This is a genomic window from Schleiferilactobacillus harbinensis DSM 16991 (assembly GCF_000425885.1).
Taxonomy (GTDB): Bacteria; Bacillota; Bacilli; order Lactobacillales; family Lactobacillaceae; genus Schleiferilactobacillus; species Schleiferilactobacillus harbinensis.
This window is the reverse complement of sequence record NZ_AUEH01000010.1, coordinates 39,045-63,942: the sequence shown is the minus strand read 5'-3', so window position 1 is coordinate 63,942 and position 24,898 is coordinate 39,045. Positions and strand designations below refer to the sequence as shown.

At 54.2% G+C, this 24,898-nt stretch carries 22 protein-coding genes and 1 riboswitch; of the genes, 17 read left to right on the top strand and 5 right to left on the bottom strand.

Annotated elements, in window-relative coordinates:
• The first annotated feature begins 218 nt into the window (after positions 1-218).
• The 12 genes from H627_RS0104660 (at position 219) to H627_RS0104605 (ending at position 17,165) form a co-directional block, all read left to right on the top strand.
• Entirely contained in the window at positions 219-1,220 is a 1,002-nt protein-coding gene (locus H627_RS0104660; protein ID WP_081674671.1) for an ABC transporter permease, read from the top strand.
• Positions 1,221-1,243: 23 nt separating this feature from the next.
• Positions 1,244-2,164 carry a carbohydrate ABC transporter permease gene (locus H627_RS0104655; RefSeq protein ID WP_027827997.1) on the top strand — a complete coding sequence of 307 codons (921 nt, stop codon included), beginning with the start codon at positions 1,244-1,246 and terminating at the stop codon, positions 2,162-2,164.
• Between the two features lie 63 nt (positions 2,165-2,227).
• On the top strand, positions 2,228-3,694 hold the full coding sequence (locus tag H627_RS0104650; RefSeq protein ID WP_027827996.1) for an ABC transporter substrate-binding protein: 1,467 nt from the start codon (positions 2,228-2,230) through the stop codon (positions 3,692-3,694).
• A 90-nt stretch (positions 3,695-3,784) separates the two neighbouring features.
• Entirely contained in the window at positions 3,785-4,399 is a 615-nt protein-coding gene (locus H627_RS0104645; RefSeq protein WP_035439963.1) for a YesL family protein, read from the top strand.
• A 2-nt stretch (positions 4,400-4,401) separates the two neighbouring features.
• The gene (locus H627_RS0104640) at positions 4,402-6,129 is read left to right on the top strand and encodes a sensor histidine kinase (RefSeq protein WP_027827994.1); all 1,728 of its coding nucleotides are present in this window, start codon (positions 4,402-4,404) and stop codon (positions 6,127-6,129) included.
• Positions 6,104-7,537 (top strand): response regulator, encoded by a 1,434-nt coding sequence (locus tag H627_RS19110; protein ID WP_027827993.1) that lies wholly within the window; start codon positions 6,104-6,106, stop codon positions 7,535-7,537. Before H627_RS0104640 ends, H627_RS19110 begins: the two co-directional genes overlap by 26 nt.
• Before the next feature lie 293 nt (positions 7,538-7,830).
• Positions 7,831-9,537 (top strand): ATP-binding cassette domain-containing protein, encoded by a 1,707-nt coding sequence (locus tag H627_RS0104630; protein WP_027827992.1) that lies wholly within the window; start codon positions 7,831-7,833, stop codon positions 9,535-9,537.
• Positions 9,534-11,153, top strand: coding sequence for an amino acid ABC transporter ATP-binding/permease protein (locus H627_RS0104625; protein WP_027827991.1), 1,620 nt, complete (start codon positions 9,534-9,536; stop codon positions 11,151-11,153). Before H627_RS0104630 ends, H627_RS0104625 begins: the two co-directional genes overlap by 4 nt.
• A 73-nt stretch (positions 11,154-11,226) precedes the next feature.
• The gene (locus H627_RS0104620) at positions 11,227-12,198 is read left to right on the top strand and encodes a restriction endonuclease (RefSeq protein ID WP_027827990.1); all 972 of its coding nucleotides are present in this window, start codon (positions 11,227-11,229) and stop codon (positions 12,196-12,198) included.
• Positions 12,199-12,493: 295 nt separating this feature from the next.
• Complete coding sequence (locus H627_RS0104615; protein ID WP_027827989.1) at positions 12,494-13,228, top strand: NUDIX domain-containing protein; 735 nt, start codon at positions 12,494-12,496, stop codon at positions 13,226-13,228.
• Between the two features lie 48 nt (positions 13,229-13,276).
• A riboswitch (Fluoride riboswitch) is annotated at positions 13,277-13,369 on the top strand.
• A 61-nt stretch (positions 13,370-13,430) separates the two neighbouring features.
• Complete coding sequence (gene eno / locus H627_RS0104610; RefSeq protein WP_027827988.1) at positions 13,431-14,711, top strand: phosphopyruvate hydratase; 1,281 nt, start codon at positions 13,431-13,433, stop codon at positions 14,709-14,711.
• 132 nt (positions 14,712-14,843) lie between these two features.
• Positions 14,844-17,165, top strand: coding sequence for an HAD-IC family P-type ATPase (locus H627_RS0104605; protein ID WP_051225179.1), 2,322 nt, complete (start codon positions 14,844-14,846; stop codon positions 17,163-17,165).
• Here the strand turns inward: H627_RS0104605 and H627_RS0104600 are convergent.
• Positions 17,118-17,906 (bottom strand): N-formylglutamate amidohydrolase, encoded by a 789-nt coding sequence (locus tag H627_RS0104600; RefSeq protein WP_051225178.1) that lies wholly within the window; start codon positions 17,904-17,906, stop codon positions 17,118-17,120. The two genes, H627_RS0104605 and H627_RS0104600, sit on opposite strands and share 48 nt — an antisense overlap.
• A 143-nt stretch (positions 17,907-18,049) precedes the next feature.
• Between H627_RS0104600 and rfbB the strand changes: the two genes are divergently transcribed.
• The 3 genes from rfbB to crcB all read left to right on the top strand — a co-directional run bounded on the left by rfbB (position 18,050) and on the right by crcB (position 19,987).
• The gene (rfbB, locus tag H627_RS0104595) at positions 18,050-19,021 is read left to right on the top strand and encodes a dTDP-glucose 4,6-dehydratase (RefSeq protein WP_027827985.1); all 972 of its coding nucleotides are present in this window, start codon (positions 18,050-18,052) and stop codon (positions 19,019-19,021) included.
• 235 nt (positions 19,022-19,256) lie between these two features.
• Positions 19,257-19,640, top strand: coding sequence for a fluoride efflux transporter FluC (locus H627_RS0104590; protein ID WP_035439975.1), 384 nt, complete (start codon positions 19,257-19,259; stop codon positions 19,638-19,640).
• Positions 19,637-19,987: a fluoride efflux transporter CrcB gene (gene crcB / locus H627_RS0104585; protein ID WP_027827983.1), complete on the top strand. Its 351-nt coding sequence runs from the start codon at positions 19,637-19,639 to the stop codon at positions 19,985-19,987. Before H627_RS0104590 ends, crcB begins: the two co-directional genes overlap by 4 nt.
• A 35-nt stretch (positions 19,988-20,022) precedes the next feature.
• On the opposite strand, the gene H627_RS0104580 is transcribed toward crcB, so the two are convergent.
• Genes H627_RS0104580 through H627_RS0104570 form a run of 3 tightly spaced genes read right to left on the bottom strand, consistent with a single transcriptional unit; the run spans position 20,023 to position 21,466 of the window.
• Positions 20,023-20,343, bottom strand: a complete 321-nt coding sequence (locus H627_RS0104580) for a carboxymuconolactone decarboxylase family protein (RefSeq protein ID WP_027827982.1) — start codon at positions 20,341-20,343, stop codon at positions 20,023-20,025.
• 20 nt (positions 20,344-20,363) lie between these two features.
• A complete protein-coding gene (locus tag H627_RS19105) occupies positions 20,364-21,053 on the bottom strand; it encodes a carboxymuconolactone decarboxylase family protein (protein WP_051225177.1) in 690 nt (229 codons plus the stop codon).
• Positions 21,053-21,466 carry a cupin domain-containing protein gene (locus H627_RS0104570; protein ID WP_027827981.1) on the bottom strand — a complete coding sequence of 138 codons (414 nt, stop codon included), beginning with the start codon at positions 21,464-21,466 and terminating at the stop codon, positions 21,053-21,055. The genes H627_RS19105 and H627_RS0104570 overlap by 1 nt, the downstream gene beginning before the upstream one ends.
• A 115-nt stretch (positions 21,467-21,581) precedes the next feature.
• On the opposite strand from H627_RS0104570, the gene H627_RS0104565 reads away from it, so the two are divergent.
• Entirely contained in the window at positions 21,582-22,454 is an 873-nt protein-coding gene (locus H627_RS0104565; RefSeq protein WP_027827980.1) for a LysR family transcriptional regulator, read from the top strand.
• A 98-nt stretch (positions 22,455-22,552) separates the two neighbouring features.
• Positions 22,553-23,344, top strand: coding sequence for a hypothetical protein (locus H627_RS0104560; protein WP_027827979.1), 792 nt, complete (start codon positions 22,553-22,555; stop codon positions 23,342-23,344).
• 68 nt (positions 23,345-23,412) lie between these two features.
• Here H627_RS0104560 and H627_RS0104555 read toward each other — a convergent pair whose 3' ends face one another.
• Positions 23,413-24,783, bottom strand: coding sequence for an FAD-dependent oxidoreductase (locus H627_RS0104555; protein WP_027827978.1), 1,371 nt, complete (start codon positions 24,781-24,783; stop codon positions 23,413-23,415).
• Between the last annotated feature and the right edge of the window lie 115 nt (positions 24,784-24,898).

Here is a 24,898-nt window from a genome sequence, read left to right as displayed (position 1 = left end):
TGGTCCAGTGAACCGAGTAAACATATAGTTTGTTGATAGGCACGACTATGAGTATCTTATAGATGGAATAATTCGACGATTGGATAGGATGGTAAGGGTGACCTATAGTTTGTGCGCGAATTCCTTTAGTATTTGCCTAGTGGGAAGTCTGAAAGCGCTATATATTAAGAGCGTAAGGTATGTGACCTGCAAAAATACAGGAAAGGAGGCGATACTGGATGAATGAAGCAACGGTCGATCCCCATAAACCATCGGAGGAAGTACACATTCACCCTAAAGCCCGAAAGAACCGCAATACATTTTTCGGTCACCTTTGGGATAATCGCGTGTTCTTCCTGTTTGTGGCGCCGGGATCTATCTTCCTAATCTTGTTTTTCTACATCCCAGTATTGGCCAACGTGGTGGCCTTCAAAAACTTCACGTACAGTGATGGCGGCTTTGTCCAAAGTCTGCTGAATAGTCCCTGGTCTGGTATTGATAATTTCAAGTTCTTCTTCCAGTCTTCGGACTTTTGGATCGTGATTCGGAATACAGTCGGGTACAACATGACCATGCTGATTCTCAATTTCTTCTTTGCGATATTCTTCGCCATTGTCATGAGTCAGCTGCGTAACCGAAAGCTGCTGAAAGTGTATCAGACCAGCATGCTGTTCCCGTACTTCTTGTCTTGGGCTATCTTGGCATTCTTCATTTTTGCTTTCTTAAGTCCAGACAAAGGGGTGTTCAACTCCATAATCAAATCTTTCGGCGGCAAACCGATAGACTGGTATAACGATCCGACCTGGTGGCCGTTGATCATTATCGTCATGGGTGTTTGGAAAGGCATCGGGTATAACTCGATTCTGTACTTCGCCACCGTGATGGGTATTGATCCGTCATACTACGATGCGGCGATGATTGACGGCGCCAACAAGTGGCAGCAGATTCGTCACGTCATTTTGCCGCACTTACTGCCCATCGCGACCTTGATGCTGATTTTGAACATCGGCGGTATTTTCCGCAGCGACTTCGGACTGTTCTACTTGGCACCGAAACAGTCTGGCTCATTGTTTAATGTCACGCAGACGTTCGACACCTACATCTACCGGGCCCTAGCTCAAACCAATGATATTGGGATGGCTACTGCTGCCGGTCTAATCCAGTCAGTGGTGGGCTTGCTCCTCTTGCTCATTGCCAACTGGGTAGCTCGACGATACGAACCTGATTCAGCACTGTTCTAATCGATAGAAAGTAGGTGAGCCCGTTGCGGCAAAAGAAACGTATTTCTGCAGTGGATATTCGCAGCTTCAGCAGTGGGGCCAACCTGTTCTTCAATATTTTTCTGGCAATCTTTGCTCTCAGCTGTTTGTTCCCGTTCTTCTTTATCATCATCATTTCCCTGACCAAGGAAAGTGATCTCACGTTGTTTGGCTATCAGTTCTGGCCAAAAAACTTCTCGATCGCCAGTTACGTGTATTTGAAACAATTCGGCAGTCAAGTGGTGCAATCCTTATTCGTCACGGTATTTATTACTGTAGTCGGGACAATCATGAACACTTTGTTCTCGGCCACGTATGCCTACGCGATTTCTCGTAAGGATTTTCGTTACCGGCGCTTCTTCACGATTTTTGCCTTGATCTCCATGCTATTCGTGCCTGGGATGGTACCTACGTACCTGATCGTTACCCAGATGCTGAATCTGCGGGACAATATCTGGGCGCTGATCCTGCCGATGGCTTTCGGGGTATGGAACGTCTTGATCATGCGGACGTTCTACATGACCCAGGTGCCGGATGCGATCATCGAATCGGCCCGGATCGACGGCGCCGGTGAGCTGCGGATCTTTTCCAGCATTGTTATCCCGCTGTCCGTACCCGGGATTGCCACCATCAGTTTGTTCACTGCTCTGGCTTACTGGAATGATTGGATGAACGCGTTGTTGTATATCAATAGCGATAATCTAGTGCCGTTACAGTATCTGCTGGTGCGCATTCAGAATAACATGGCGGCGTTGGTCAAGGCGGCCACTCAAGGGGCCAGCGTCGGGGCCGCAGCGGCTCAAATTCCGACGGAAGGTACCCGAATGGCCATGGTCGTTATTGCGACTCTGCCGATTGCGTTGACCTATCCGTTCTTCCAGAAATACTTCGTTAAAGGTATGACCATTGGCGGGGTAAAAGGTTAAGCAAGTTGTTGTTGAGAAGTTGAGTAGTTAGTGTTCCACATCACAGAGGGGAGAATTACTACCATGAAACAATGGCGTAAAGTTCTAATCGCCGGTATGGCGGCTAGTATGGCTTTGATTCTGGGCGCCTGCGGCGGCTCTGGCAATAGTTCCACTGGAGCCAACAAGGTGACCGTCAGCATGTATATGCCAGGCGATCAGACCAAGAACTATAAGGAAGTCATCGCGGCTGCTAATAAACAGTTGCAGAAGAAGTATCCCAATATCCAATTGGACATGAAGTTCATCGGTTGGGGCGACTATACTCAGAAATATTCCGTCATGGTGACTTCTGGGGATTCTTATGACCTGGCCTTCGTCCAACAATATCCGACCAACGCTCAAAAGGGTGCGTATGCGGATATGACCGATTATTTGAAGAATGGTGTCGCAAAGAAAGCTTATGAGGCAGTTGATCCGGCTTATTGGAAAGGCCTGACGATCAAGGATAAGATTTATGCCTTCCCGGTTAACGCGAACGTATTTGCCCAGAACGCCCTGGCCTTCAACCCAACATTCATCAAGAAGTATAACCTGGATGTCAGCAAGGTTCATTCTTACGCCGACGCTACGGAATTGCTGGCGACAATCAAGAAGAACGAGCCGAATGTTGCACCGTTTGGCATTGGTAAGGACTTCAAATTATCTGACAAGGCACTGGAATATCCGTTGACCAACAACTTCCCGCTGGTAGTTGATTCTTCCGGCAAGGACACCAAGATCCACAACATCTATGATCTGCCTGAAACACAGAAGAACTTGGCTGTACTCCACGAGTGGTATGAAAAGGGCTATCTGCCCAAGGATGCTGCAACGTCCACCACGGGTTATGACTACGCTGAGGATACTTGGTTCATGCGCCAGGAAACAGTTGGACCGTTCGACTATGGCAACACTGCCTTGAAGAATGCTTCCGGCGGTAAGGACATTCAATATCAACCGATTACTGATCCGTATAAGAGTGAAGCACAATCGCAAGTTGCATTGTGGGCCATTTCGAAGTCTTCCAAGCATAAGAAGGAAGCTATGCAGGTCCTGAATGCTTTGAATACTGATCCTAAGCTGTTGAACACGATTGTTTGGGGGATTCAAGGCAAACAATGGAAGTTCACCGATGAGAAGAAGGGTAAGATTGAAACCCTGAAGGATTATAAACCGGGCTACTTCATGGGTGCCTGGATGATGGGTAACAACGCCATCCTTTACACGCAGAACACCGTCACGGACGCCATGATCAAGACTCGGGATGACAGTATTAAGGCGGCTAAGGAATCTGCTATGCTGGGCTTCAACCCGGACACTACCAGCATCAAGACCGAGCTGTCTAACATCGCCAACGTATACAGCAAGTACGGCCCGCTGCTGGATACCGGTACAGCTGATCCAATTCCCACCATCAAGAAGATGGATGCAGAATTGAAGACGGCCGGTATCGACAAGGTGATTTCCAACGTACAGAAGCAGTATGACGAATTCTTAGCAAAGAAGTAATCACATGGGTTCACGAAAAGGGGTGCTTCCAGCACCCCTTTTCCTTACATAGCTGGTATATTGGTAAGTGGGAGAGGAGAGAGCGCTATCATGCTTGGTAAATTGAGTCAAAAAGTTTTCGTACAGGTTTATGTCCTGATTTTGTTGAATCTATTCTTCTGGGCGTTCACCTTCATCGGCGGCATCGTGTTGGGCGTTGGCCCAGCGTTACGGGTGATCAGTGAACTGTATCTAGACAGCCAGAGCGACTACCAGAACGTGAAATTCAAGACGGGGTGGCAGTACTTCAAACAGTATTTTTGGTTGGCTAATGGTCAGTTTTGGGGCTTTGCCGGTATTTTTGCCCTGCTCGCTTACAATCTATTTCTCAGTGCCCAGTTAACTGGATTCTGGGTACTCCTAGTGCAATTTATCTTGTTCTTTGCCTTAGCCGCGGTCTTGGTCACTGGCGGGTATACACTATTGCTGGTTAGTCGGTTTGATGTAACGACAAAGAACGCCGTGATGCTAGCCATCGGTCAGTTATTTCAGAATTTCACGCAATTCTTACTGACCATTATCGGTTTAGCTGCGATTGGCGCGGCCAGTTACTTCTGGCCGGGACTGATCATTTTTCTGACAGTAGCCACTGCTATCAGATGGTTGAATTATTGCGGCCGGCGCTGGTACGCGCACATTAACACTTTGCTTGCTAGTGGGCATTAACCATGCATGCCAGTTTTCGCCGGCTGGTTCGGATTTATATTATGATTCTAGCGGCATGTACTGTGCTGGTCGCAGGCTTAGCTGGCTTCCTGCAGATTCGTTCCTTTGACCACACGCTCGCCCAGAATCAAGATTTGGCAGTCAATCGGGTTGGAGAAACCATTGAACGGTACCAGAATCTGACCAATGATTTTGCTACCCAGCTGGCGGCAACGGCAGATGATTTAGCGAATGTGGATGTCTTTTTCCATGCCTCTTTGGCGGATTATGCCACCTACGCCATTGATCATAGTCAGGGCAGTCAATATTTCTTTCTGCCCAATGAGGTGACCACCCTGCTGATTCGCTACCCGATGATTACCAAATTACGAATTCAGGTACCCAACTCAAATGAAACATACGTGGTGACGCAGAAAGAAAAGGGGGGCAGTTTAGTTCGGGAGCAGCAAGATATTACCGGCTTTACGCTTACTGCACCGCTGATCAATTCCATTACGCTAAAAAATGCGGGGACCTTGTCGTTGACGTTTGATCCGGACTATTTACGCCGAGATTTGACTCAATTGCACACGCAGGCCCACTTACAGGTGGCGGTGGTCAGCGATACGAATCGATTGCTTTTTCACTATGTGGATAGCCAGGTGATTGCAAGTAATGAGCGGAAGGTGGCGACGACGGCCACCAAGGGCTCGCTACAGGAATTGTTGCAAAGCCAGGCGTATCAGGGTCGCATGGAACCTTTAGGGACAAACAATGCCGTAGCGGTATTGGTGAATAGTGATGCGCACCGCAATCAGCTGTGGGGCCTCTTGGCACCAATTCTGACCTTGGCGGCAGTTATGCTGGGTATTTTGATTCTTTCGCTCTTCCTCACTTTCCGCCGCTATCAAACCCAACTCACCGCCATGATCCAAAAAATGCACCAAATCGGTAAAGGCCAACTTGGTGAGCGCTTGGCAAAGACAGGCAACAACGATGACCTCAACGTCTTAGCGACCGGCGTCAATGATATGCTGACAGAGATCAATCAGTACGTTTACCAGATCTATCAGCTGAAGATTGCCCAGCAGGACGCCAACATGAAGGCTCTGCAGGCTCAGATCAACCCGCATTTTATGTATAATACACTAGAGTACATCCGCATGGCGGCACTGGATGCGGGGCAGCGGGATTTGGCCCAGGTGGTATTCAGCTTTGCCAGTCTGCTGCGCAACAACACGGATCAGGGACCGACGGCCACGCTGGGTGACGAGCTGCGCTTTATTGAGAAGTACATTTACTTGTACCAGGTGCGCTATCCGAAACAGTTGGCTTATCAGATCCGGGTGCCGGATGATTTGCAGCAGCTGGTGATGCCGAAATTCACCTTGCAGCCGCTGGTGGAGAACTATTTTGTGCATGGTGTGAACTTTGCTCGGCAGGACAATGCGATTTCGATCACGGCGCGACATGTGGGCGACCACGTGGAAGTGGCGGTGATCAACAATGGGCAGTCTTTGAGTGAAGCGGAGTTGTTGCGGGTCAACCAGCACATTGTCCAGCCAATTGAGGGACCGCCCCAGTCGATCGGGCTGCAAAATGTGTACGCCCGGTTGGCCCAATTTTTTGGCGACAGTGTGGCGTTGACGCTGCATCGCAACGCGTACGGCGGGATCACCACCACGGTGGTGTTTCGGCCGCGGTATCAGAAGGGAGAGGAGCAGCATGATCGCCACGATCCTGGTCGATGATGAGTTTATGATTCTGCGGGGGTTGCAGAAATTGATTGACTGGGAGGATTTGGGATTTCAGATTACTGGTACGTTTCAAGACCCGGCGGGGGCGCTGAGTTTTGTGCGCCATGAACAGCCGCAGCTGCTGATCACGGATATGAACATGCCCACCATTGCCGGGCCGGACTTTATTAGTCAGGTCCGTCAGGTGCAGCCGAACATCGCCATTATCGTACTGTCCGGCTATGGCGACTTTGCTTATGTCCGGGCAGGTTTGCAAAATGGCGCACTGGATTATTTGCGCAAGCCGGTGGATCCCGATGAACTCACGGCAGCGTTGGCGAAAGCTAAGAAGCAATTGACCAAGCAGGCTGAGCGGGCCCAGGACACTTTGCTGGCGCGCCAGCAGCAGGTGCAGCACTTGCTGACGGTGGCGACGGGACATCAGGATAGTGCAACCGTAGCCGCGTTGGAATTAACGGAAGACACGCTGGCTGAACAGGTCCGGGTCGTGGCGGTGCTGCGGCCGGAGCGGGCGGTGCTGGCTGACTTTTTGGCCCAATCACCGCCGGTGGTGGGCTATTTCTGGTCTGGTCAGGATGCAATTATCCTGCTGCGGGGTGACAGTGCCCATGTCCGCTACTGGACCAGCATGCTGCCCCGGGTCGTCGGTTCCCAGCAGCGGCCGATCTTAATTAGTCAGCCCACCACCTTTCTCAGCCAAGTTCACGCGCTGTATGTGACGATGCAGCAGGCGGTGGAGCAGGCGTATTTCTACGAATTGGCCGCCGGGCTGGTGGTCCTGCCCACCGAATCGCTGCCCCAGGAGCCGAGTTTGGACGAGGTGGCGGAACAGTTGCGGGGCATGGCCCCGGCTGAAATGCACCGGGCCTTGCTGGCGTTGAATGCCCGAATTCGTCGCGATCCGGTCGCGGTGCCCTATGTCCGGCAATTGGCGCTGGTGTTTTTGATGGCCGTCAATCCCGATGATGATGAGCGGGTGCATCAAATCAATACTGCCCCCACGCTGGCGAGCCTGCATGACCTGCTGCTGGAGGCGCTGGATGCTGCGGCGGCGGTCACGGACACCCGTTATTCAGACAGTGTTCAAACCATGCGGTCACTGGTCAAGCAGTATTACGCTCGGCCGTTGCAGCTGACCGATATTGCTGAGCGGCTGCATTTGAATCCGGTATATTTGGGCCAATTGTTCAAGAAGGAAACCGGCCAGACCTTTTCCCAATATCTGGCTGACTGGCGGATTACCCAGGCTAAGGTTCTGCTGCGCCAGGGTCAGTTGGACATTGGTTTGATTGCGGAGACAGTGGGCTATCAGAATAACGGTTATTTTTACAAGGTGTTTAAAAAGCAGGTTGGCGTATCGCCCCGGACTTTCCGGGAACAGAATCGGCTGGTGCGAGTTTAAACTGTGTTGTCTAAGCACATCAATTAATGGTGTGTTTTTTATACAAAAATTTCAGAAGTGCTTTCGCTCATCCCCTGACTATGCTTCACTATAAATGAATAGGCATTAAATATTTGAACTCAAAGTGGGTTTCGAAGCCGATACGTAGCTGGCGTCTTTTCCGTGCGAAGAGACGCCATTTTGCTGGTTGCGATTAACATACTCATGTATGCTCATATGCTCATTTGGTATGTTCTCTTGCACATCTCGTTCTGGACGGTACAATGGTGTCAATAAACATAAGGAGTTGGCCCATGTTCAAGCAATTGTTTCGATACGGCCGCGCTGGATTAGGCGGTGCCCTGCAGCAAGCGGTCAATGAATGGCTGCTGCTTGTATTGCCCGTCCTCACCGGCGGCGGTATTCTCTATTGGTATATGACCCGCCGCCTAACTTGGTGGAGCGGGGTACTGCCCCTGGCGTTGTTAATTGCCTGGGGGCTTTATAGTCTATTGCCCGGGGCCCAGAAGCGGGTCCAAAAGTGGAGTGTTCTAGCCAAACGGGAGATTCGCCGGGATTATTTGCAGGGCCTTTTTTCGCCCCAAATGACCGCCAGCGGTGACTTCACCAGCAACAAGGTGATTCAGCGGGATCTCGGCGGTATTAACCGGCTGGATGCCTTTTATGGCACCTTTTTCCCCGGTTTGTTTGCCAGCGGCTTGTCCTATTTGCTGCTGATCAGTCTGGCAATCGCCTGGCACAGCTGGCTGCCGCTGCTGCCCATCGCCTGTTTCCTGTTGATGGGCGTGGGGATGATGCTGCTGCAAAAGATCAGCCCCAACATTAATCGCCAATATTTGCAAAGCTTTGTCCAGCTGGGCAGCCGCTTTCTGGATGATCTGGGCGGCATGAGCACGCTGGTGATGTACGGCGCGGCCAAACGGTACCGGGAGCGTTTCGCTAAGGATGCGGAGTTTTTCCGCGGGAAGACCATGGCGCTGCTGAAGTATCAGCTGCAATCCCTGTTCATTCTGAACGGGCTCGTTTTCGCCGGCATGGGCGCGGGCGCGTTTGTCCTGTGGGGACCGTTGCAGGCCGGCCGCTTGACCTTAGTCCAAGCCAGCGTGCTGTGGCTGCTGTTGGCGCAATTGCTGGTGGCCGAGCGGCAGCTGGGGTATTTCTTCCATATTGTCATGAGTACCCGGCCGGCTTTAGCCAATATTTTTCGAATCATCGCGGCTGGTCAGGAGACTCCTGGGGATGAGACCCGCGGCACCTTCCGGGGGACCATCAAGACAGTGCATTTCCATAATGCCGCATTTGGCTACGCTGACGGTCCGCGCCTCTGGTCCGATGTGTCGCTGACGCTGCAGCCTGGTCAGCTGTACGGGCTGGTGGGGGAAAACGGCACTGGCAAGAGTACGTTTGCTCAGGTCCTGCGCGGTCAGTTAGCCCTCGTCCAGGGCAAAGTCACTTTTGACCGGCGCAATGCCGCTGCTTTTTCCCGGGCGGATTGGCTGAACCATGTGGGTTATTTGGATGATCGGCCGTATTTGTTTTCGGGGACGATTGCTGAAAATATTGCATTGGGTGCGGCTGACCAGCCGGATTGGTGGGCCCAGGTAACAAAGCTCGGGCTATGCCAATTCGCGGCAGACTTGCCGGCGGGCCTGCAAACGCAAATCGGTGAAGACGGTCGTTTTCTGTCACCGGGGCAGCGTCAGCAGATTGCCTTTGCCCGGCTCTTATTAATGCATAAAGACATTTATATTTTCGATGAAGTGACGGCCAATATTGATGCAATGAATGCCCAAATCATTATGGCCGCGATCAAGCAGCTGAGCCAGCGGGCCATTGTGCTGTGTATCACCCATGAATGGCGGGCGATCGATCAGCTGGATGTGATTTACTTCCTAGCGGACGGTCAAATCACCAGCGGGACGAAACGGGTATTGGCTGTGGACAACGCTGCCTTCCGCCGGTTATTAGATACGCAAAAGGAATTGGAGGCGGCGGGATGATTCGACGCATGTTAACGTACGTGGGCTATCTCGTGCCCGTTTTGATTTTCAGCTGGTTTGCTGGGCTGATTGCTGAGCTTGGTCAGGTCTTCGTGGCTTGGCAGGCCGGGCGCCTGTTCATCAGCGGCAGCCAAAGTGTCCGCCCGCTGCTCTGGTGGCTGATCGGCGGCATCCTCATCGCGGCGATCGGTGCCTTTGCCGAGCAATACGCGGGGCACTATGTGGCGTTCAAGGCCCTGGCCGATCTGCGCAACGTCGTGTACGCCAAGGTGCAGCGCCTGGCCCCGGCGGGACTGGATAATCAGCGCTCCGGGGATCTGCTGAAAGCCGTAGGCGATGATATTGAGGCGATGGAAGTATTCTATGCCCATACCATTGTGCCGATTGCCATCGGTGCGACCTTCACGCTGGTACTGGCTGTGACATACGCCTGGTACGATCTGGTGGCTGGGCTGCTGGTGTTGGCGGCTAGTATACTGGTCGGCGGTGTTTTGCCGTTATACCGGTACCGCCGGCTGCGTACCGCCAATGCCCGCTTGGCCCAAGTACAGGGCGAGACCCAACAGCAGATGCTGGAGGCGGTGCGCGGTCGGGATGCCTTGCTCCAACTGCACGCCGCCGGTCAGAAAATGGCTGCCGTGGATGCCCAGTATCAACAGGAAGGCCCGGCTCAGCAAGCGGTGGGTGTTTTGAACGGCCAAAAGGGTCAATTGGCCTGGCTGGTCATCATTGGCACCTGGCTGGCGCTGGCTGCTTGGCTGGGTGTCCGCACGCACTTTTCGCTGGCGGTCTTGCCGCTTCTTTTGGCGTTTCCCTTTGATTTTCGGCCCCTCCTGGCGTTGGCTAATTTGCCAGACAGCTTGAGTAAAGGACTGGGGGCCACCAAGCGGGTGTTTGTTCTGTTGGATACACCGGAACCGAATCAGACAGATGGTACTCAGGCGCTGACGGACAACATTGCGGACGTGCAGGTGGATCATTTGACCTACGCTTATCCCAATCGGGCCCAGACGGTCTTGCAAGATGTGAGTTTGCAGCTGCGGCAAGGCCAGATTGGCGGTATCGTCGGCGTCAGCGGCGCTGGCAAATCGACTCTGGCCAAGTTGCTGATGAAATGGTACCCGGCACCAAAAGGGACGATTGCCATCAACGGCGTGGATGCGGCCGATTGGCAGACGGCGACGGTGTGGCAGGAAATTAATTATTTGCCCCAGCGGGCCCAGATTTTCCACGCCACAGTGCGCGAAAACTTGCAATTAGGGGCAAAGAACCTGACCGGGGACGCAATCAAGCGGGTCCTTGCCCAGGTGAAACTCACCGAGCGCATTGACCGGATGCCCATGGGCTTGGATACCGTCTTGAATGCGGACAGCGGTCTGTCTGCCGGCGAACAGCAGCGGCTGGCCTTGGCCCGGGCCTTTCTGCACCCCTCATCATTACTGATTCTAGACGAACCAACCAGCAATCTGGATGTGATCAATGAACAGATCATTCTCAATAGCATTCGGGATTACTACCCTGGGATGGTCCTGATGATCACCCACCGGGAAGAAACGCTGGGCTTCTGTGATGTCGTATGGCGCTTGGCCGATGGGCAATTAACTGTTGAGAAGTGACAAGTTCGCTGGTGACTCTGTTATAATGATAGAAAGCGTTACAGCGTTGAATTGACGAAGGAGGGGTCGTCGCGTGTACCTGTTGCATCGAATTTACAACCAAACATCGGCTGCCATGCAGATCCGATTATTGGAGGAAGAAAACAAGTTATCGATTGGCTATGCCGCTTTTGTTTTGGCAGGGGAGGGCGACACCCTCATCGGGCATGCTCGGACTATGGCCAAGGCGGATTTTGCCGTATACTTCGCGGCCCTGGGCCACAAGATGGGGCTGCCCTGGGCGACCCGGACCCGCAGCCACTGGTTGTATTATTTTCTCCAGTTAGAATCGAATGATACGGTGGTTGTGCCTACCCATACCGGATTTGCCATCTATCGGGTCACAGGCGCGCCGGAGGTGGTGCCGACCGTGGCGCGGGAACATGATGTCGGCTTCACCGTGCCAGTCAAATTGCTGGTGAACGATCCCAAGGGGGCAGTGGGCGCTGCTTTGACCGACGCGATGCGGTTTCGCGGGACGGACTTGATGCTGTCCGGCCAGGCGACCCAGGATATTGATGGGTTAGTCGCTGGGCAGGACACCACGGTGCCCGAACCGGCCGCGGCCGCCGTGGCGGCTGTACAAGAGACGCTGCAGGGATTGCACCCGGCGCAGTTCACGGAGATCGTGGGCCGCTATTTACGTGCCATGGGTGCGGATGAGGTGCGCTATCCAGCCGCTGATCCTAATGAAGATGAGACCCCCGTTGATATTTTGGGTGTCTTCCGCAATGTCGGCGCGGTGATTCTGGTCCATGCCCAACAGTATTCCGGCACCGTACCGGAAGCCGGAATTCAAGAGCTGGTCGGGTTCCAATACACCACTTTTGAAGGGTACGACGCCATGGCGGTCATCAAGTGGTTTGTCACCACCGGCCATTTCCCGGAAGATGAGGATGAGGCCGTGGGTTATGTGCAGGAAAATCGTGTGCAGGTCTTCCAGGATACAGATCTGGCCAAGCGGCTGGTGATTAGCGGCGTTGATCTGAATTTCGCAAAGGCGTAAATACGTGCAATATAGGGACGGGGATATAACTCCAATTTCACACGCAACTAGTGCCAATGCGTAGCAACCGGAGGCAAATGGGCTCAGTGGTGGAAACCACACAGCGGCTTTGCTGCTGATGTGGTTAGGCGACTTTGAGCCCGCGGTTTTCGCGGGCTCAAAGCGCCGTCACCACTAGCTGACGCACTAACTTCGTGTCGCCAGCCCAATTTTGCCGGAGGTTGCGGAGCATTGGCACGGCGTAGCAGAAGGAGTTTTGTCCCAGTCCCTTTCGCGTCGAAAGGAGGAGCACCGATTGGCCAACATTGTTTTAGAACGACCCTTGATCACAGTGACCGATATTGTCTGGGGCTTTGACCAGACAACCCAGCAGGTCAATGTGTTATTGATCAAGCGTGCTGACCAGCCGTTTCAAAATTTCTGGGCCTTGCCGGAGACGGCGATGCGCGTCCATGAAAGTGCCCATGAAGCCGCCCTGCGGTTGATTCGGGAAAAAATCGGCTTGGATCTGTCGGCATTCCACGCCGAGCAGCTGGCCACCTTTACGGCGCCGGACCGGGCCCCAGGGGAGCGGGCGCTGTCTTTGAGCTACATGATTTTTCTGCCCCAATTGCCGGAACTGACGCCCGGGCCCGGGGCCTTGGCGGCGGCTTGGTTTGCTTTGACGCCCCAGACCAATGGCCGCTTCCGGTTCAGCCGGGCAGGGCAGCAGTTTACCACCTTGGCGGCGGATGAGTATCTGCGGGATCAGACCCCCACCACCGGTCTGGCTTTTGACCACAACTGGATCTTGACGGTGGCCTGCCAGCGAATCGCCAATAAGTTGGACTATCAGCCCACGATCCTGTTGATTTTGGGCCCGACGTTCACCCTGAAGCAGGCTCGCCATATTTTTGCCCAATTCGGCCAATCGGAGCCGGACAACTCCAATTTCTTACGCAACCACAAGAAACTGCTCACGCCCGCGGGGTCACGCCCCCAACCAGGGCCGGGGCGGCCGGCTAAAGAATTCCGCCTGGCCGATTTCTGAAAATTTTCTTGGCGTTCTGAGTCGAGTATGTTATACCTGAAGTGTAATAAGTGAATAGGCGATGACGTTCGCCAGGGGTAAGCAGGTTTTCTGCATACCGCACAAACATTACAGTATGTAATTAATGACGCCTACAATATTCCGCTGCGAGCGGGTTATTGTGGGCGCCTTTTTACATAATTTGGAAAGGAAGTTTTTGGTGATGGCAGTTACGATTAGTCAGGTCCATGGACGCGAAATTTTTGATTCTCGGGGCAATCCCACTGTGGAAGTGGATGTCCATTTGAGCGATGGCGGCTTTGGCCGTGCGGGGGTACCCTCCGGCAAGTCCACGGGTGAAAATGAAGCCGTGGAATTACGGGACGGCGGCAGCCGGCTTGGCGGCAAGGGCGTGTTAAAGGCCGTGGCCAACGTCAACGGCGAGATCAACAAGCGGCTGCAAGGCGTTTCACCCTTCAACCAAGCGGAGATCGACCATATTTTGATTGAACTCGACGGCACACCGAACAAGGGCCGCCTAGGTGCCAACGCCATTCTGGGTGCGTCCATGGGCGTGGCCCGGGCCGCGGCGGATTCGCTGCACGAACCGTTGTATCGCTACTTAGGCGGGGTCGATCTAGAATTGCCGCAAACCTTCCACAACGTCATCAACGGCGGGGAACACGCCGACAACGATATCGACATCCAGGAATTCATGATCACGCCCATCGAGCGGAAGAACTTCCGGGATGGCTTTGAAAAGATCGTCAACGTGTATCATCAACTGCAAGCCAACTTTGAAAAGGAAGGCTTGTCCACCGGCTTAGGTGATGAAGGCGGCTTTGCGCCGAACCTGCCTTCTGATGAAGCGGCGATTCAAGAGCTGGTCAAGGCCATCAAAGGTGCCGGTTATGAACCGCGGAAGGAAATCGGCATTGCCTTTGATGCCGCGGCCTCCAGCTTTGCCCAAAAGGATGGCACGTACTTGTTTGAAGGCAAGAAGCGTTCTGCCGATGAGATGGCGGCTTATTACGAAGACTTGCTGAAGAAGTATCCGGCCATTGTCTCTATCGAAGATCCGTTTGGTGAAAACGATTGGGACAACTTCGCTAAGTTCACGCAAAAGAACAAGGATCGGGTCCAAATCGTCACCGACGATAATGTCTGCACGAACCCGACTCTGATCCGCAAGGCCATCAAGGCCGGCCTGGCCACGTCCTTCCTGATCAAGCTGAACCAAATCGGGACTGTGAGCGAAACGATGGAAGCCATTCGTTTGGCCCGGAAGAATAACTGCACCGTCATGGTGTCCCACCGGTCTGGTGAAACCACGGACGACTTCATCGCCGACTTCTCCGTCGCCATGCACGCGGAGCAGCTCAAGGCTGGTGCACCGGCCCGGGGTGAACGGTTAGCCAAGTACAACGAATTGCTGCGGATCGAGGAAGAATTGGGCGACCAAGCGAAGATTGCCACCTTCCCAGACAGCGTCGACTTAGACTAATTCTTGTCACCGGTCGGCGGACAGTGACCGCTGAATGATGATCGTTTAGTTAAGACATATGATTATCTCAGTTATACCCATGCAGCTTTTCTTAACTGCATGGGTATACTTGGTTATGGAGTAAAGAAAGGGATGGGTATCATGGCAGGAACGCCGATGGAAGAAAAATATCCGCAGGTGGGGCTCGCCCCAGAAGAAGTGGCGGCGAAGCAGAAGGAGTTTGGGGCGAACCAGCAGCCAGCGCTGCCCACGGCGTTTTGGCGCCTGGTGCTGAACGGATTGTGGGGACCGCTGCCCTGGCTGCTGGAGGCGGCCATTATTCTGGAATTCTTTTTGGGCAAGGGGCTGCAGGCGACATTTATCCTGTTGCTGCTGGTTTTCTCTGCCGTCGATGGGGCGGTGCAAAAGAAACGTTCGATGAAAGCGCTGGGCGGCCTGCACGCCGATCTGCGGACCCAATCCCGGGTGAAGCGGGGTGACCAATGGGAAAATATGCCGGCCGACGGCTTGGTGCCGGGGGATATTGTCCACGTGCAGCTGGGAGACGTGATCCCGGCCGACGGAACGGTCCTGATTGGCGGCCTGAGTGCCGACCAGGCGGCTTTGACCGGTGAAAGTGCACCGGTGGCGAAGGCCGTTGACGATCCCGTCTATGCGGCCGCCACGGTCGTTTCCGGCGATGCCATTGTGCAAGTGACTAAGACCGGGACCAACAGCAGTTACGGCAAGACCGCTGAATTGCTGACCCATGCCACCGCACCGGGCCGGTTGGAGAAATTACTGTTCGGCATTGTCCGGCTGCTGGTGATTCTGGATGTGGCTTTGGTGCTCGTCTTGACCGTCACCGCGCTGCTGCGGGGCACGAGTATCATGTCGCTGCTGCCGTTTCTGGTGATTTTGTTCATCGCTACGATTCCGGTGGCGATGCCGTCCAGTTTCACCGTGGCCAACTCTGTCGAAGCATCACGATTAGCCAAGAAAAAGATCCTTGTCAGCGGACTGACGGGGATTCAAGAAGCAGCATCATTGGATGTGCTGCTGGTGGATAAAACTGGGACGCTGACCCAGGACCGGACGGCCCTTGCCGCTGTGTCTGCGTTGGAGCCGGCCAGCTATAATGAGGATGCCGTATTGACTTTAGCGGCCGCCGCTTGCGATCCCCAGGGCCGCAGCAGTATTGAACGCGCGATCCGCGAGGGCGCCGCGAAAAAGGGTACTGTTTTAACCCCGACGTCGTTTACGCCCTTTGATCCGGCGAAGAAATATTCAGCCGCCACGGTGACTTGGCAGGCGCATGATCATCAGGTGCAGCTTGGTTCGCCGACAATTTTGATGCAGGCCGCTCAGGTACCGGACAATTTGCGCGCTGAACTGGCAAAGCTGACAGCCACCGGTGCACGGGTCGTAGCGATCGCCGCGGATGGCGTTATCGTTGGCCTAATCGCCATTGCCGATCCCATCAAGCCCGATGTGCCAGCGCTGATCAAGCGGCTGCGCACCCGGGGCGTGCAGGTGATCATGCTTACCGGTGACACCCGGGCCACGGCCCAGGCGGTGGCGCAGCAAGTCGGTCTGCAGGGGGCCATTGGTACGCCGGCTGAGATGGACCAGGCGCCCCGGGATTATGCCGGATTTGCCAACGTCCTGCCCGCGGATAAGTTCCGGCTGGTCCAAGACTTGCAAAAAGCCGGGGCCGTCGTCGGCATGCTGGGTGATGGGGTGAATGATGCGCCAGCGCTGAAGCAGGCCGATGTGGGGATTGCCGTGACCACCGCCACGGATATTGCCAAACTGGCCGCCGATATTATTTTGACCGAACCCGATCTCGGGGCCATCAACGATGTCGTTGATTCCGGCCAGCGGGTCTATCAGCGGATGATGACCTGGATCATCACTAAACTGACCCGGACGGCTCAGCTCACGATTCTGCTGACGTTCGGCTACTTGTTCACCGGTTTCTTCCCCATTTCTCTGAGCATGATCGTTTTCATCGTGATGATGAACGATTCTGTGACTCTGACGTTGGGGACGGATCGGACCTACCCCAGCGACCGGCCGACCCGCTGGCAGTTGGGTGATTTGGCCAAAATTGCTACGGGTTTGACGTTGGGCTGGCTGGTGCTGGGCTTCTTGCTGCTGTGGTACTTCGAGTACCAGCTGCACCTGTCCGCTGATAGCACCAGCACACTGCTCTTTGCTTATCTGATCTTCTCGGCCATGGCCACGATTTATATGACCCGGACGCGGGGGGCCTTCTGGCGGGCAGTGCCGAGCCGTACCGTGCTTGGTGTCACCTGTCTCAATATGGTCTTAACAACAGTCATGGGGCTGACCGGGTTCATCACTCCGCGGGCACCGATTGGGCCGTATTTGCTCGTGATCGCGGGCGTGATTGTCTTCGCCGTGTTACTGGATCTGCTCAAGCAGGCGTTTTATCGCCAGCAAGCGGCGTGACGCAGCAGCAAACAGCGCAGGGTCATAATCCGTCAGTTCTTCTTCACCATAGCGGCGGGTATTGCCGATATAACAGCGATAATTCAGTTCGATCTGCAACGCCGTGACCCGGGGGTCTTGGCCGTAGTGGCGGGTAATGTCGCCGCCGCGGAAAGGATAGTTATCGGATACGGTAAATCCGGCAGTCGTCAGTGCGGCGGTCACTTGCATGCGGAAGGCCTTGCTGCTGGTCTGATCGTGTTCGCTGCCCAGGACGATGTCTTGGGGATGGATGCCGGGCTGACCGGGGTAGAACGCAAAACTGTGCAAATCGATCAGGGTGACATGACCGAACGCGGCGATTTTATCAGCTAATAAGCGTTGCAACGCCGTGCGATACGGGTGATAGTAAGCGGCCAGGCGGTGTTCGATCGTCGGCAATGATAGCGGCGCGGCGTAAAGCGGATGACCAAACGTATTTTGCTGGTATACCGTGGTCCGCTGATAACTGCCTGCCGGCGCAACGATCACCGATCGGTTCGGATCAGCCGCATAACGATTGACGTGATTGGTCAGGGTCGTGAAACCAGTGGCGGGCAGAAAGTCGTACAGGGCGGGCAGAAACCAGTCCGTGTTGGCCAGAATGGCTCCGGGTAAGAGTGCTTGGCGCATGTCATCCGGCAGCCAAGTGCCGCTGTGAGGCAGGCTGATGACAACGGGGTAACGATGGGTATGTTGGTTTTGAATCGTAATTAAGTCCAAGTGAAAATCTCCAATATGGAGCGGCAACTGATCTGACGGTTGCCGCGTTTCTTTTACTGGGAAACTATACCAACGAAATGGGTTGCGGACAAGAGTGTGTGGTGACTGGTATACTAGTTTTAAAAGATGATAGGAGGGATTCAATGCATATTCTTGTGACCGGCGGGGCCGGGTTTATCGGCAGCAGCTTTATTCGCTTCATGCGCCAGCGGCATCCTGATGATGTGCTGATCAATTTGGACGCGCTGACCTATGCGGGGAATTTGAGCAACCTGGCGGATGTGCCTGAAGAGGCACACTATCATTTTGTTCACGGTTCTATTCTGGATCACGATCTGGTGGTACAGCTGATTAAAAAGTACCAGATCGACGCCATCGTGAATTTTGCTGCTGAATCCCATGTGGACCGCAGTATTGCGGATCCGCTGGTCTTTGTCGATACCAATATTCGCGGTACGGCCACGCTGCTGGCGGCGGCCCGGGAGACCAGGATCGAGCGGTTCCTCCAAGTCTCAACGGATGAGGTCTATGGCAATATTCCCGGCACCGGCTATGTGACTGAAGCAGCCCCGCTTCACCCCAGTTCTCCTTACGCCGCCAGCAAGGCCAGCGCGGACCTGTTGGCGCTGGCCGATCACCATACCTATGGCCTGGATGTGGTGATCACCCGCTGTGCCAATAACTATGGTCCGTATCAATATCCTGAGAAGCTGATCCCGCTGATGATTCAGCGGGGCCTGACGGGCCAGTCGCTGCCGGTGTATGGCGACGGCTTGAAAACCCGCGACTGGCTGCACGTGCTCGACCATTGCCGGGCGATTGATCTCGTGCTGTGCCATGGGCAAAGCGGCGAGATCTACAATGTCACGGGAAACAACGAGCACGCCAATTTAGAAGTTGTCCGGCGGATCATTCAGCAGCTGCATATTGACCCGAGCTTGATTCAGCATGTGCCGGATCGGTTGGGGGATGACTCCCGGTATGCGCTGGATGCGACGAAGATTCGGGACGAACTGGGCTGGGCGCCAACGGTGGCTTTTGCCCAAGGCATGACGGATACCATTGCGTGGTATCAGACGCATCGGAGTTGGTGGCAAGGGTTGAATCAAGGCTAAATATCAGGCGAGTCTTGTACCAGCCGCTTTTTCCGGGTAAACTAATGATTATCGAATCGGTGATGACGTTCGCCGAGCAGCCTTCGGTAAAAGCAGTTGATGTCGCCCTTTTAAAGGGGCATGAAATGAGGGCTGCAACTATTACGGAATGTAATTAATGACGTCTACACGCGCTGCGCAATGCAGTGGCTTGTGGACGTCATTTTTTCGTGGAAGGGGAAACAGTGTGAAGAAGATGGGCAGTATCCTCATTGTATTTTTGGGTGGCGCTTTAGGCGGCCTCGCCCGGTATGGTTTAAATCAATGGGTGGGTGACCCAACAAGCCTTTTAGGCACCACCATTGAAAACTTAACCGGCAGTTTTCTTCTGGCGCTGTTAACGGCCTATGCCGTGGACAGTGATTGGCCCGATGCACTGGTACTGGGCCTGGGTACCGGGGTGATTGGCGGGTATACCACGTTTTCTACTTTGATGCTGGCTACGATGACCAATATCCGCCAAACCCCAGGGCGGACCTTGGGTTTATTTCTGGTGAACCTGCTGGGCGGGTTAGTGCTGGCCGGCTTGGGCTATTACCTCGGCGACCGGGCCACTGAGCGACGGGAGGGGGAGCAATGATTTGGTTTTGGCTTGCTGTCGGTGCCGGGATTGGTTCGGTGCTGCGATATGGCGTGACGACGCTGGGTAAGCGCCTGTGGCCGGGCCGGCCGTGGGCGACGATGATCATCAATGTGCTCGGGGCTTTTGCGGCCGGCTTGTTCAGCAGCCTGGCCGGGTTATCGCCGCTGGTGCAAACGGTCCTGCTCACTGGTTTGTGCGGCGGGTTCACGACGTTCTCCACGTTTACAGTGGATATGGTCATTCAATTGCGGAACCGGCAATGGACCTGGGCGCTGGTGTACGAAATCGGGTCCGTGGTGCTCGGCTTGACCGCCGTTTGGCTGGGGATGCTGGTTGGCGCATAGGAAAAGGCAGGTCATGGCGGCCTGCCTCTGCTTAACTAATCCGTGTAAATCTTTTTCGCTAAACCAAAGGCGGACCATGCCTTGGGCCAGCCGGCGTAGAAGGCCAGCTGGGTGATCAGTTCGACCATTTCGTCTTTGGTCACGCCGTTTTGTTTCGCCAGTTTCATGTGGGATTCTAATTGCGGGAATAATCCTTGAGACATTAATGATGCACAGGTGATCAGACTGCGGTCGCGGGCGGACATTTTATCTTCCCGGGACCACACTTCACCAAACAAGACATCATCATTGAGCTCAGCAAATTTCGGCGCAAAGTCGCCTAAGTTGTCGCGACCTGCGGTTTGTTTTTTAGCCATCAGAAAACCTCCAATTCGAATTATTCAGCCAAGGCCGTCGCAGCGTCATGGATCACGTGGACGCTGTTAATGACCAAGGGAAAACCAATATAGGGCAGCAGCTGAATGGCGGACCAGACGAGCTCGCTTTCCGTATTCCCGGCTTTGAGACTACCCCGGGCGTGCGCTTTGATTTGAAAGTCCACGTTCAAGGTAATCAGGGCCAGCAGCTCATAGCGTTCCCGGTCTTTGACGCTGAGCACGCCGTAGCGGTAGTAATCATTGAAGAAATGATTGGTCAACGCTGCGGGAATGAAGTCGCCAGCGCCGTCTGGCAAGTCGTGCAGCAAATGCTTGATCTCGGTGCCGTAAAGTTCCGCTTGGGTCTGGCCGCCAAAGTCGGGTGCCTGATCCGGGACGGCGGCCGCCACGGCCACGTGCTGGTCAGTGAAGACCCGCTGAATCGCCGGCAGGGCCTGGGCGACGCGTAATGTACCGACCACGGGGGTCAGTTGATAAACAACTTCCAGCATGACTTGCGGATCAATCCCAGCGGCGAGGATTGCTTCAGTTTGGGCGGTGATTGGTGCCTGAACACCTTGACAAACGCTGGCAATCAGCGGAATCAATAGGCGGTCGCGGGTCAGGTGCATTGCCCCCGCATGGTCAACCGCATGCACAAGCGGATTAGTGCGGTGTTCAAAACCGGCCAGGACAGACTGGTCTGTCATTATTTGGTACCCAATTCAGCATACTCGGCATCTGTGACTGGGGCCAGCCATTCAGTCGTGCCTTTGGTGATGGCAATATGGCTGAACCAGCTGTCTTTCGTCGCCCCGTGCCAATGTTCAACGCCCGGGTGAATGGCCACAGTGTCACCGGGGTGGAGCAATTGCGCCGGCTGGCCCTTTTCCTGATACCAGCCCTCGCCAGCAGTGACCAGTAACAGCTGGAAACCGTCATGATGGATGTGCCAATTGTTGCGGCAGCCCGGTTCAAAGGTGACATTGGCCACCTGCACGTCAATGTCGTCATCGGCGGCAATCAACCCGTTTAAGTAGCTTTGATCAATAAAGTATTTTTGATACGCGGTGTTCTTGTCGCCTAAGCCGAAAAGGCCGCCTTTTTCTGTATTGTCTGTCATTTCTAAATACCTCCTTGTTGTCGTTATGATTACCATACCGTTTGAATGGTATAATGTATAATACTAATAGATGATAGCAATCTATGCATGAGACTTATAGAAGGGAAGACACCTAATGGAATTGCGGACTTTACGGTATTTAGTGGCGATTGCCGATGCGGGGACGATGACCGCGGCGGCCCAGCAGCTGCATGTTTCCCAGCCGGCGTTATCCCGGCAGATGATGGATCTGGAAGATGAGCTGCACACGCCGTTGTTTGACCGCTCCGGGCGCGGCGTCAGCCTGACTTCGGCGGGAACCTACCTGGTGAATCGGGCCCGCCAGATTTTGACCATGGCCGATAGTACTGTGGCGGCATTGGACCAGCAGACGCCGCTGAGTGGTCCGCTGACCATTGGGTTAGGAGAATCGCCGCTGAATCAGCCGGTCCTGTCAGCGGCCGCTCATCTGGTCCAGCAATACCCAGCGGTGCAGTTGCGGCTTTATAGCGGCAACGCCGACGATATTTTTGAACGGCTGGACCATGGCTTGCTGGATTTTGGCGTCGTCATTGATCCGGCCGATAAGAACAAATACGCCTGGGCGCCGCTGCCCGGGCGGAATGTCTGGGGCCTGGCTATGCCGGCCAGTGCGCCGCTAGCCAAGGAATCGGGCATTACCCGACAGGAGATGCTCCAATTGCCGCTCATGATCTCGGAACGCGCGGCGGTGCAGCAGATGTTAGAAAACTGGCTGGGCGCACCACTCAGCGCAGATCAAATCGTTACCCGCTACAACTTGATTTACAATGCCGCGCTGCTGACGAAGGCTGGGGTGGGGTACGCGGTGACTTTGCGCCATTTGCTGGATCCCACGGACCGGACGTTGGTGTTCGTGCCGTTCACGCCGACCCTGACCACCGCGATGACCTTGATCTGGCCGAAGAATACACCGTTATCCCCAACGGCCCGGGCTTTTCAGCAGATTTTTAGCACGCAAAACCCTTAACTGCGTTGTATTTTGACCTATGCAAAACTAACCGAATCCGGTAAGATTAAGTGGATCGGTTGTGAAAAAAATATAGTGTCAAAGGAGAGATTTTTGCGATGAAGAAAAAGTCATGGCGTACTTGGTTACGCACTGCCGCAGTAGCGGTCGGCGTGCTGGTGGGCGGACTGTTGGCCAGTCCGGCCAGTACCCAAGCCGCCGCGCGGAATGTCGGCACGGTGAATTATGTGCAAGGTTACGGTATTGTGCTGTATCAAAAGCCGGGGAGCGGGGCGTTACCCAAGTATTTAAAGACCAACAGTCGTTGGCAAGTCTTTTCCGGCGGGCAAGCGGGGAGCGACTATTACTTCGGTCTAGGCGGTGCACAGTACATGTCCGGCCGTTATTTTGACCTGCAGAACGAAACAAGCAGTCAATCCCTCAATGCCGTTGGCCGGGTGAAATACGTGCCGGGATACAGCATTGCCATTTGGAATAAGGCGACCAATGGCCGCCAACCGGTACCGGGTCGCAAGCTGCTGCATAACTCCGCTTGGCGTGTATTCGGTCGCAAGGTGGTCAACGGTCAGTCCTGGTACGAATTGGGTACAAACCAATGGATTCAGGGCACCTATTTCTATTTGACTAAGGAGACCAGCCGCGGGGCTAAGGCCTACACGACCAAGCCGGAAGATTTAGTGAATAATCCGGAATCATCGAATCCTGGCCAACCAGAAACCAACCCCGGTCACAGCGACTATGAAACAGTCTTTGTAGCCGCCACGGGCAATAAATATCACTTCAACCGCAACTGCCGCGGGCTTTCAAACGCGAACCAAAGCACGCTGCGCAAGATGACCCTGAAAGAAGCCAAAGCGAAGGGCTATACGCTTTGCAACTACGAACACTAATCAAATGAGCACACAAATCGGGCCCGCCAGCGCAATCCGCGTTGACGGGCCCGATGTGCATTTAAAAACTAGTTAGTCACTGCCTGCTTTTCTGCCAGCAGCGCCTTTTGCGCCGCCACGTTCATAATATTCCATGGCCGGTCGAAGCCCGGTTGGAAGAAGAAATCAGCGTAGGCCAGATCTTTCAAGGTCATCTTGCCTTGAATCGCCAGACTGATAGCGTTGATGTTCGCGGTCACGTCGCGCTTGGACATGATTTGGGCGCCCAACACGCGCAGGCTTGCCGGGTCATAAGTCAGCTTGAAGTAGACTTCGGTATTGCCGGCTTCAGTGGGCACAAACGGGGGTTGGGTCGTGTCAGTGACGAAGACCGACGCCGTTTTCACACCATACCGTTCAGCAGTACCTTCCTTGATCCCCGTGGAAGCAAAGTGGTAATCAAAGACGGACAGAGCGGAAGAACCGGAAACCGGCGGCATGGCGACGTCGTCACCCAGCACGTTCTTGGCCGCGATCCGGCCTTGGCGGCGGGCATTGGTGGCCAGGGCAATCTGCTGCGGTGTGTCTGTGGGCGCAAACGGCACCTTCGTGGCATCGCCCACGGCGTAAACGTCGGCCACGGATGTTTCCAGATGGTCGTTGATCTTGACCAAGCCCTTCTCATCCAAGTCGACCACACCCTTGAGCCAGCCAGTGTTGGCCTTGATTCCGGCGGTTTGGATCACGAGATCTGCCGGATAAGTACCTTGGTCGGTAACCACTTGCTGCACCGCCCCTTGGTGGCCGACAAATTCCTTCACCAGTTGGCCGGTGGCCGGATAAATGTTGTTGGCCTTCATGGTTTCAGTTAACCGGTCGGTGAATTCCGCATCCAGATAAAGGCCCAGCGGTCTGGCAATCATATCAATTAAGGTGACATGTTTGCCTGCTTTCGCGAACACTTCAGCGGCTTCCACACCAATATAACCGGCCCCAATAACGACGACATTTTGCACCGTCGGGTCAACGGTCTTGGCCTTGAGCTTGATTGCCCAATCCCGGCCGCGCATGGCGTAGACATTCTTCAAATCGTTGCCCGGTACCGGCAGATTGACCGGTACCGCACCAACGGAGAGCACTAATTTATCATAACTTTCTGTCCGAGTCGTATCGTGGGCCAAATCGTGGACCGTGACTTGATGCTTTGCAGCGTCCACTTGGGTAATCTCTTGGCGCGTGAAGACGTGCACACCCTGGGCACGCATGCCTTCCGGGGTCGCGTAGCGGACGGAATTGACGTCCTTCACGACACCCTCTAAGTACAACTGCATCCCGCAGGAGAGGAAGGAGAGAAAATCCCCCTTTTCATACCATTGAATTTCAGTATCGGGCTGTTCAGCCAAAATACCGCGGACTGTTTCGTAACCACCATGGGAAGAACCAACGACGATGACCTTCATTAAATAATCGCACTCCTTTTGTAAAATTAAATTGCAGACAATCCTACAAGCTCATCGTATCACGTCGACGTGCTTGGTCGCAACCGTCTATACAAATTGTAACAATTATAATCTA

Coding starts and splice junctions, on each gene's coding strand:
- H627_RS0104660 (WP_081674671.1), top strand. CDS start 219: ATGAATGAAGCAACGGTCGATCCCCATAAACCATCGGAGGAAGTACAC.
- H627_RS0104650 (WP_027827996.1), top strand. CDS start 2,228: ATGAAACAATGGCGTAAAGTTCTAATCGCCGGTATGGCGGCTAGTATG.
- H627_RS0104645 (WP_035439963.1), top strand. CDS start 3,785: ATGCTTGGTAAATTGAGTCAAAAAGTTTTCGTACAGGTTTATGTCCTG.
- H627_RS0104640 (WP_027827994.1), top strand. CDS start 4,402: ATGCATGCCAGTTTTCGCCGGCTGGTTCGGATTTATATTATGATTCTA.
- H627_RS19110 (WP_027827993.1), top strand. CDS start 6,104: ATGATCGCCACGATCCTGGTCGATGATGAGTTTATGATTCTGCGGGGG.
- H627_RS0104630 (WP_027827992.1), top strand. CDS start 7,831: ATGTTCAAGCAATTGTTTCGATACGGCCGCGCTGGATTAGGCGGTGCC.
- H627_RS0104625 (WP_027827991.1), top strand. CDS start 9,534: ATGATTCGACGCATGTTAACGTACGTGGGCTATCTCGTGCCCGTTTTG.
- eno (WP_027827988.1), top strand. CDS start 13,431: ATGGCAGTTACGATTAGTCAGGTCCATGGACGCGAAATTTTTGATTCT.
- H627_RS0104605 (WP_051225179.1), top strand. CDS start 14,844: ATGGGTATCATGGCAGGAACGCCGATGGAAGAAAAATATCCGCAGGTG.
- rfbB (WP_027827985.1), top strand. CDS start 18,050: ATGCATATTCTTGTGACCGGCGGGGCCGGGTTTATCGGCAGCAGCTTT.
- H627_RS0104590 (WP_035439975.1), top strand. CDS start 19,257: ATGGGCAGTATCCTCATTGTATTTTTGGGTGGCGCTTTAGGCGGCCTC.
- crcB (WP_027827983.1), top strand. CDS start 19,637: ATGATTTGGTTTTGGCTTGCTGTCGGTGCCGGGATTGGTTCGGTGCTG.
- H627_RS0104580 (WP_027827982.1), bottom strand. CDS start 20,343: ATGGCTAAAAAACAAACCGCAGGTCGCGACAACTTAGGCGACTTTGCG.
- H627_RS19105 (WP_051225177.1), bottom strand. CDS start 21,053: ATGACAGACCAGTCTGTCCTGGCCGGTTTTGAACACCGCACTAATCCG.
- H627_RS0104570 (WP_027827981.1), bottom strand. CDS start 21,466: ATGACAGACAATACAGAAAAAGGCGGCCTTTTCGGCTTAGGCGACAAG.
- H627_RS0104565 (WP_027827980.1), top strand. CDS start 21,582: ATGGAATTGCGGACTTTACGGTATTTAGTGGCGATTGCCGATGCGGGG.
- H627_RS0104560 (WP_027827979.1), top strand. CDS start 22,553: ATGAAGAAAAAGTCATGGCGTACTTGGTTACGCACTGCCGCAGTAGCG.
- H627_RS0104555 (WP_027827978.1), bottom strand. CDS start 24,783: ATGAAGGTCATCGTCGTTGGTTCTTCCCATGGTGGTTACGAAACAGTC.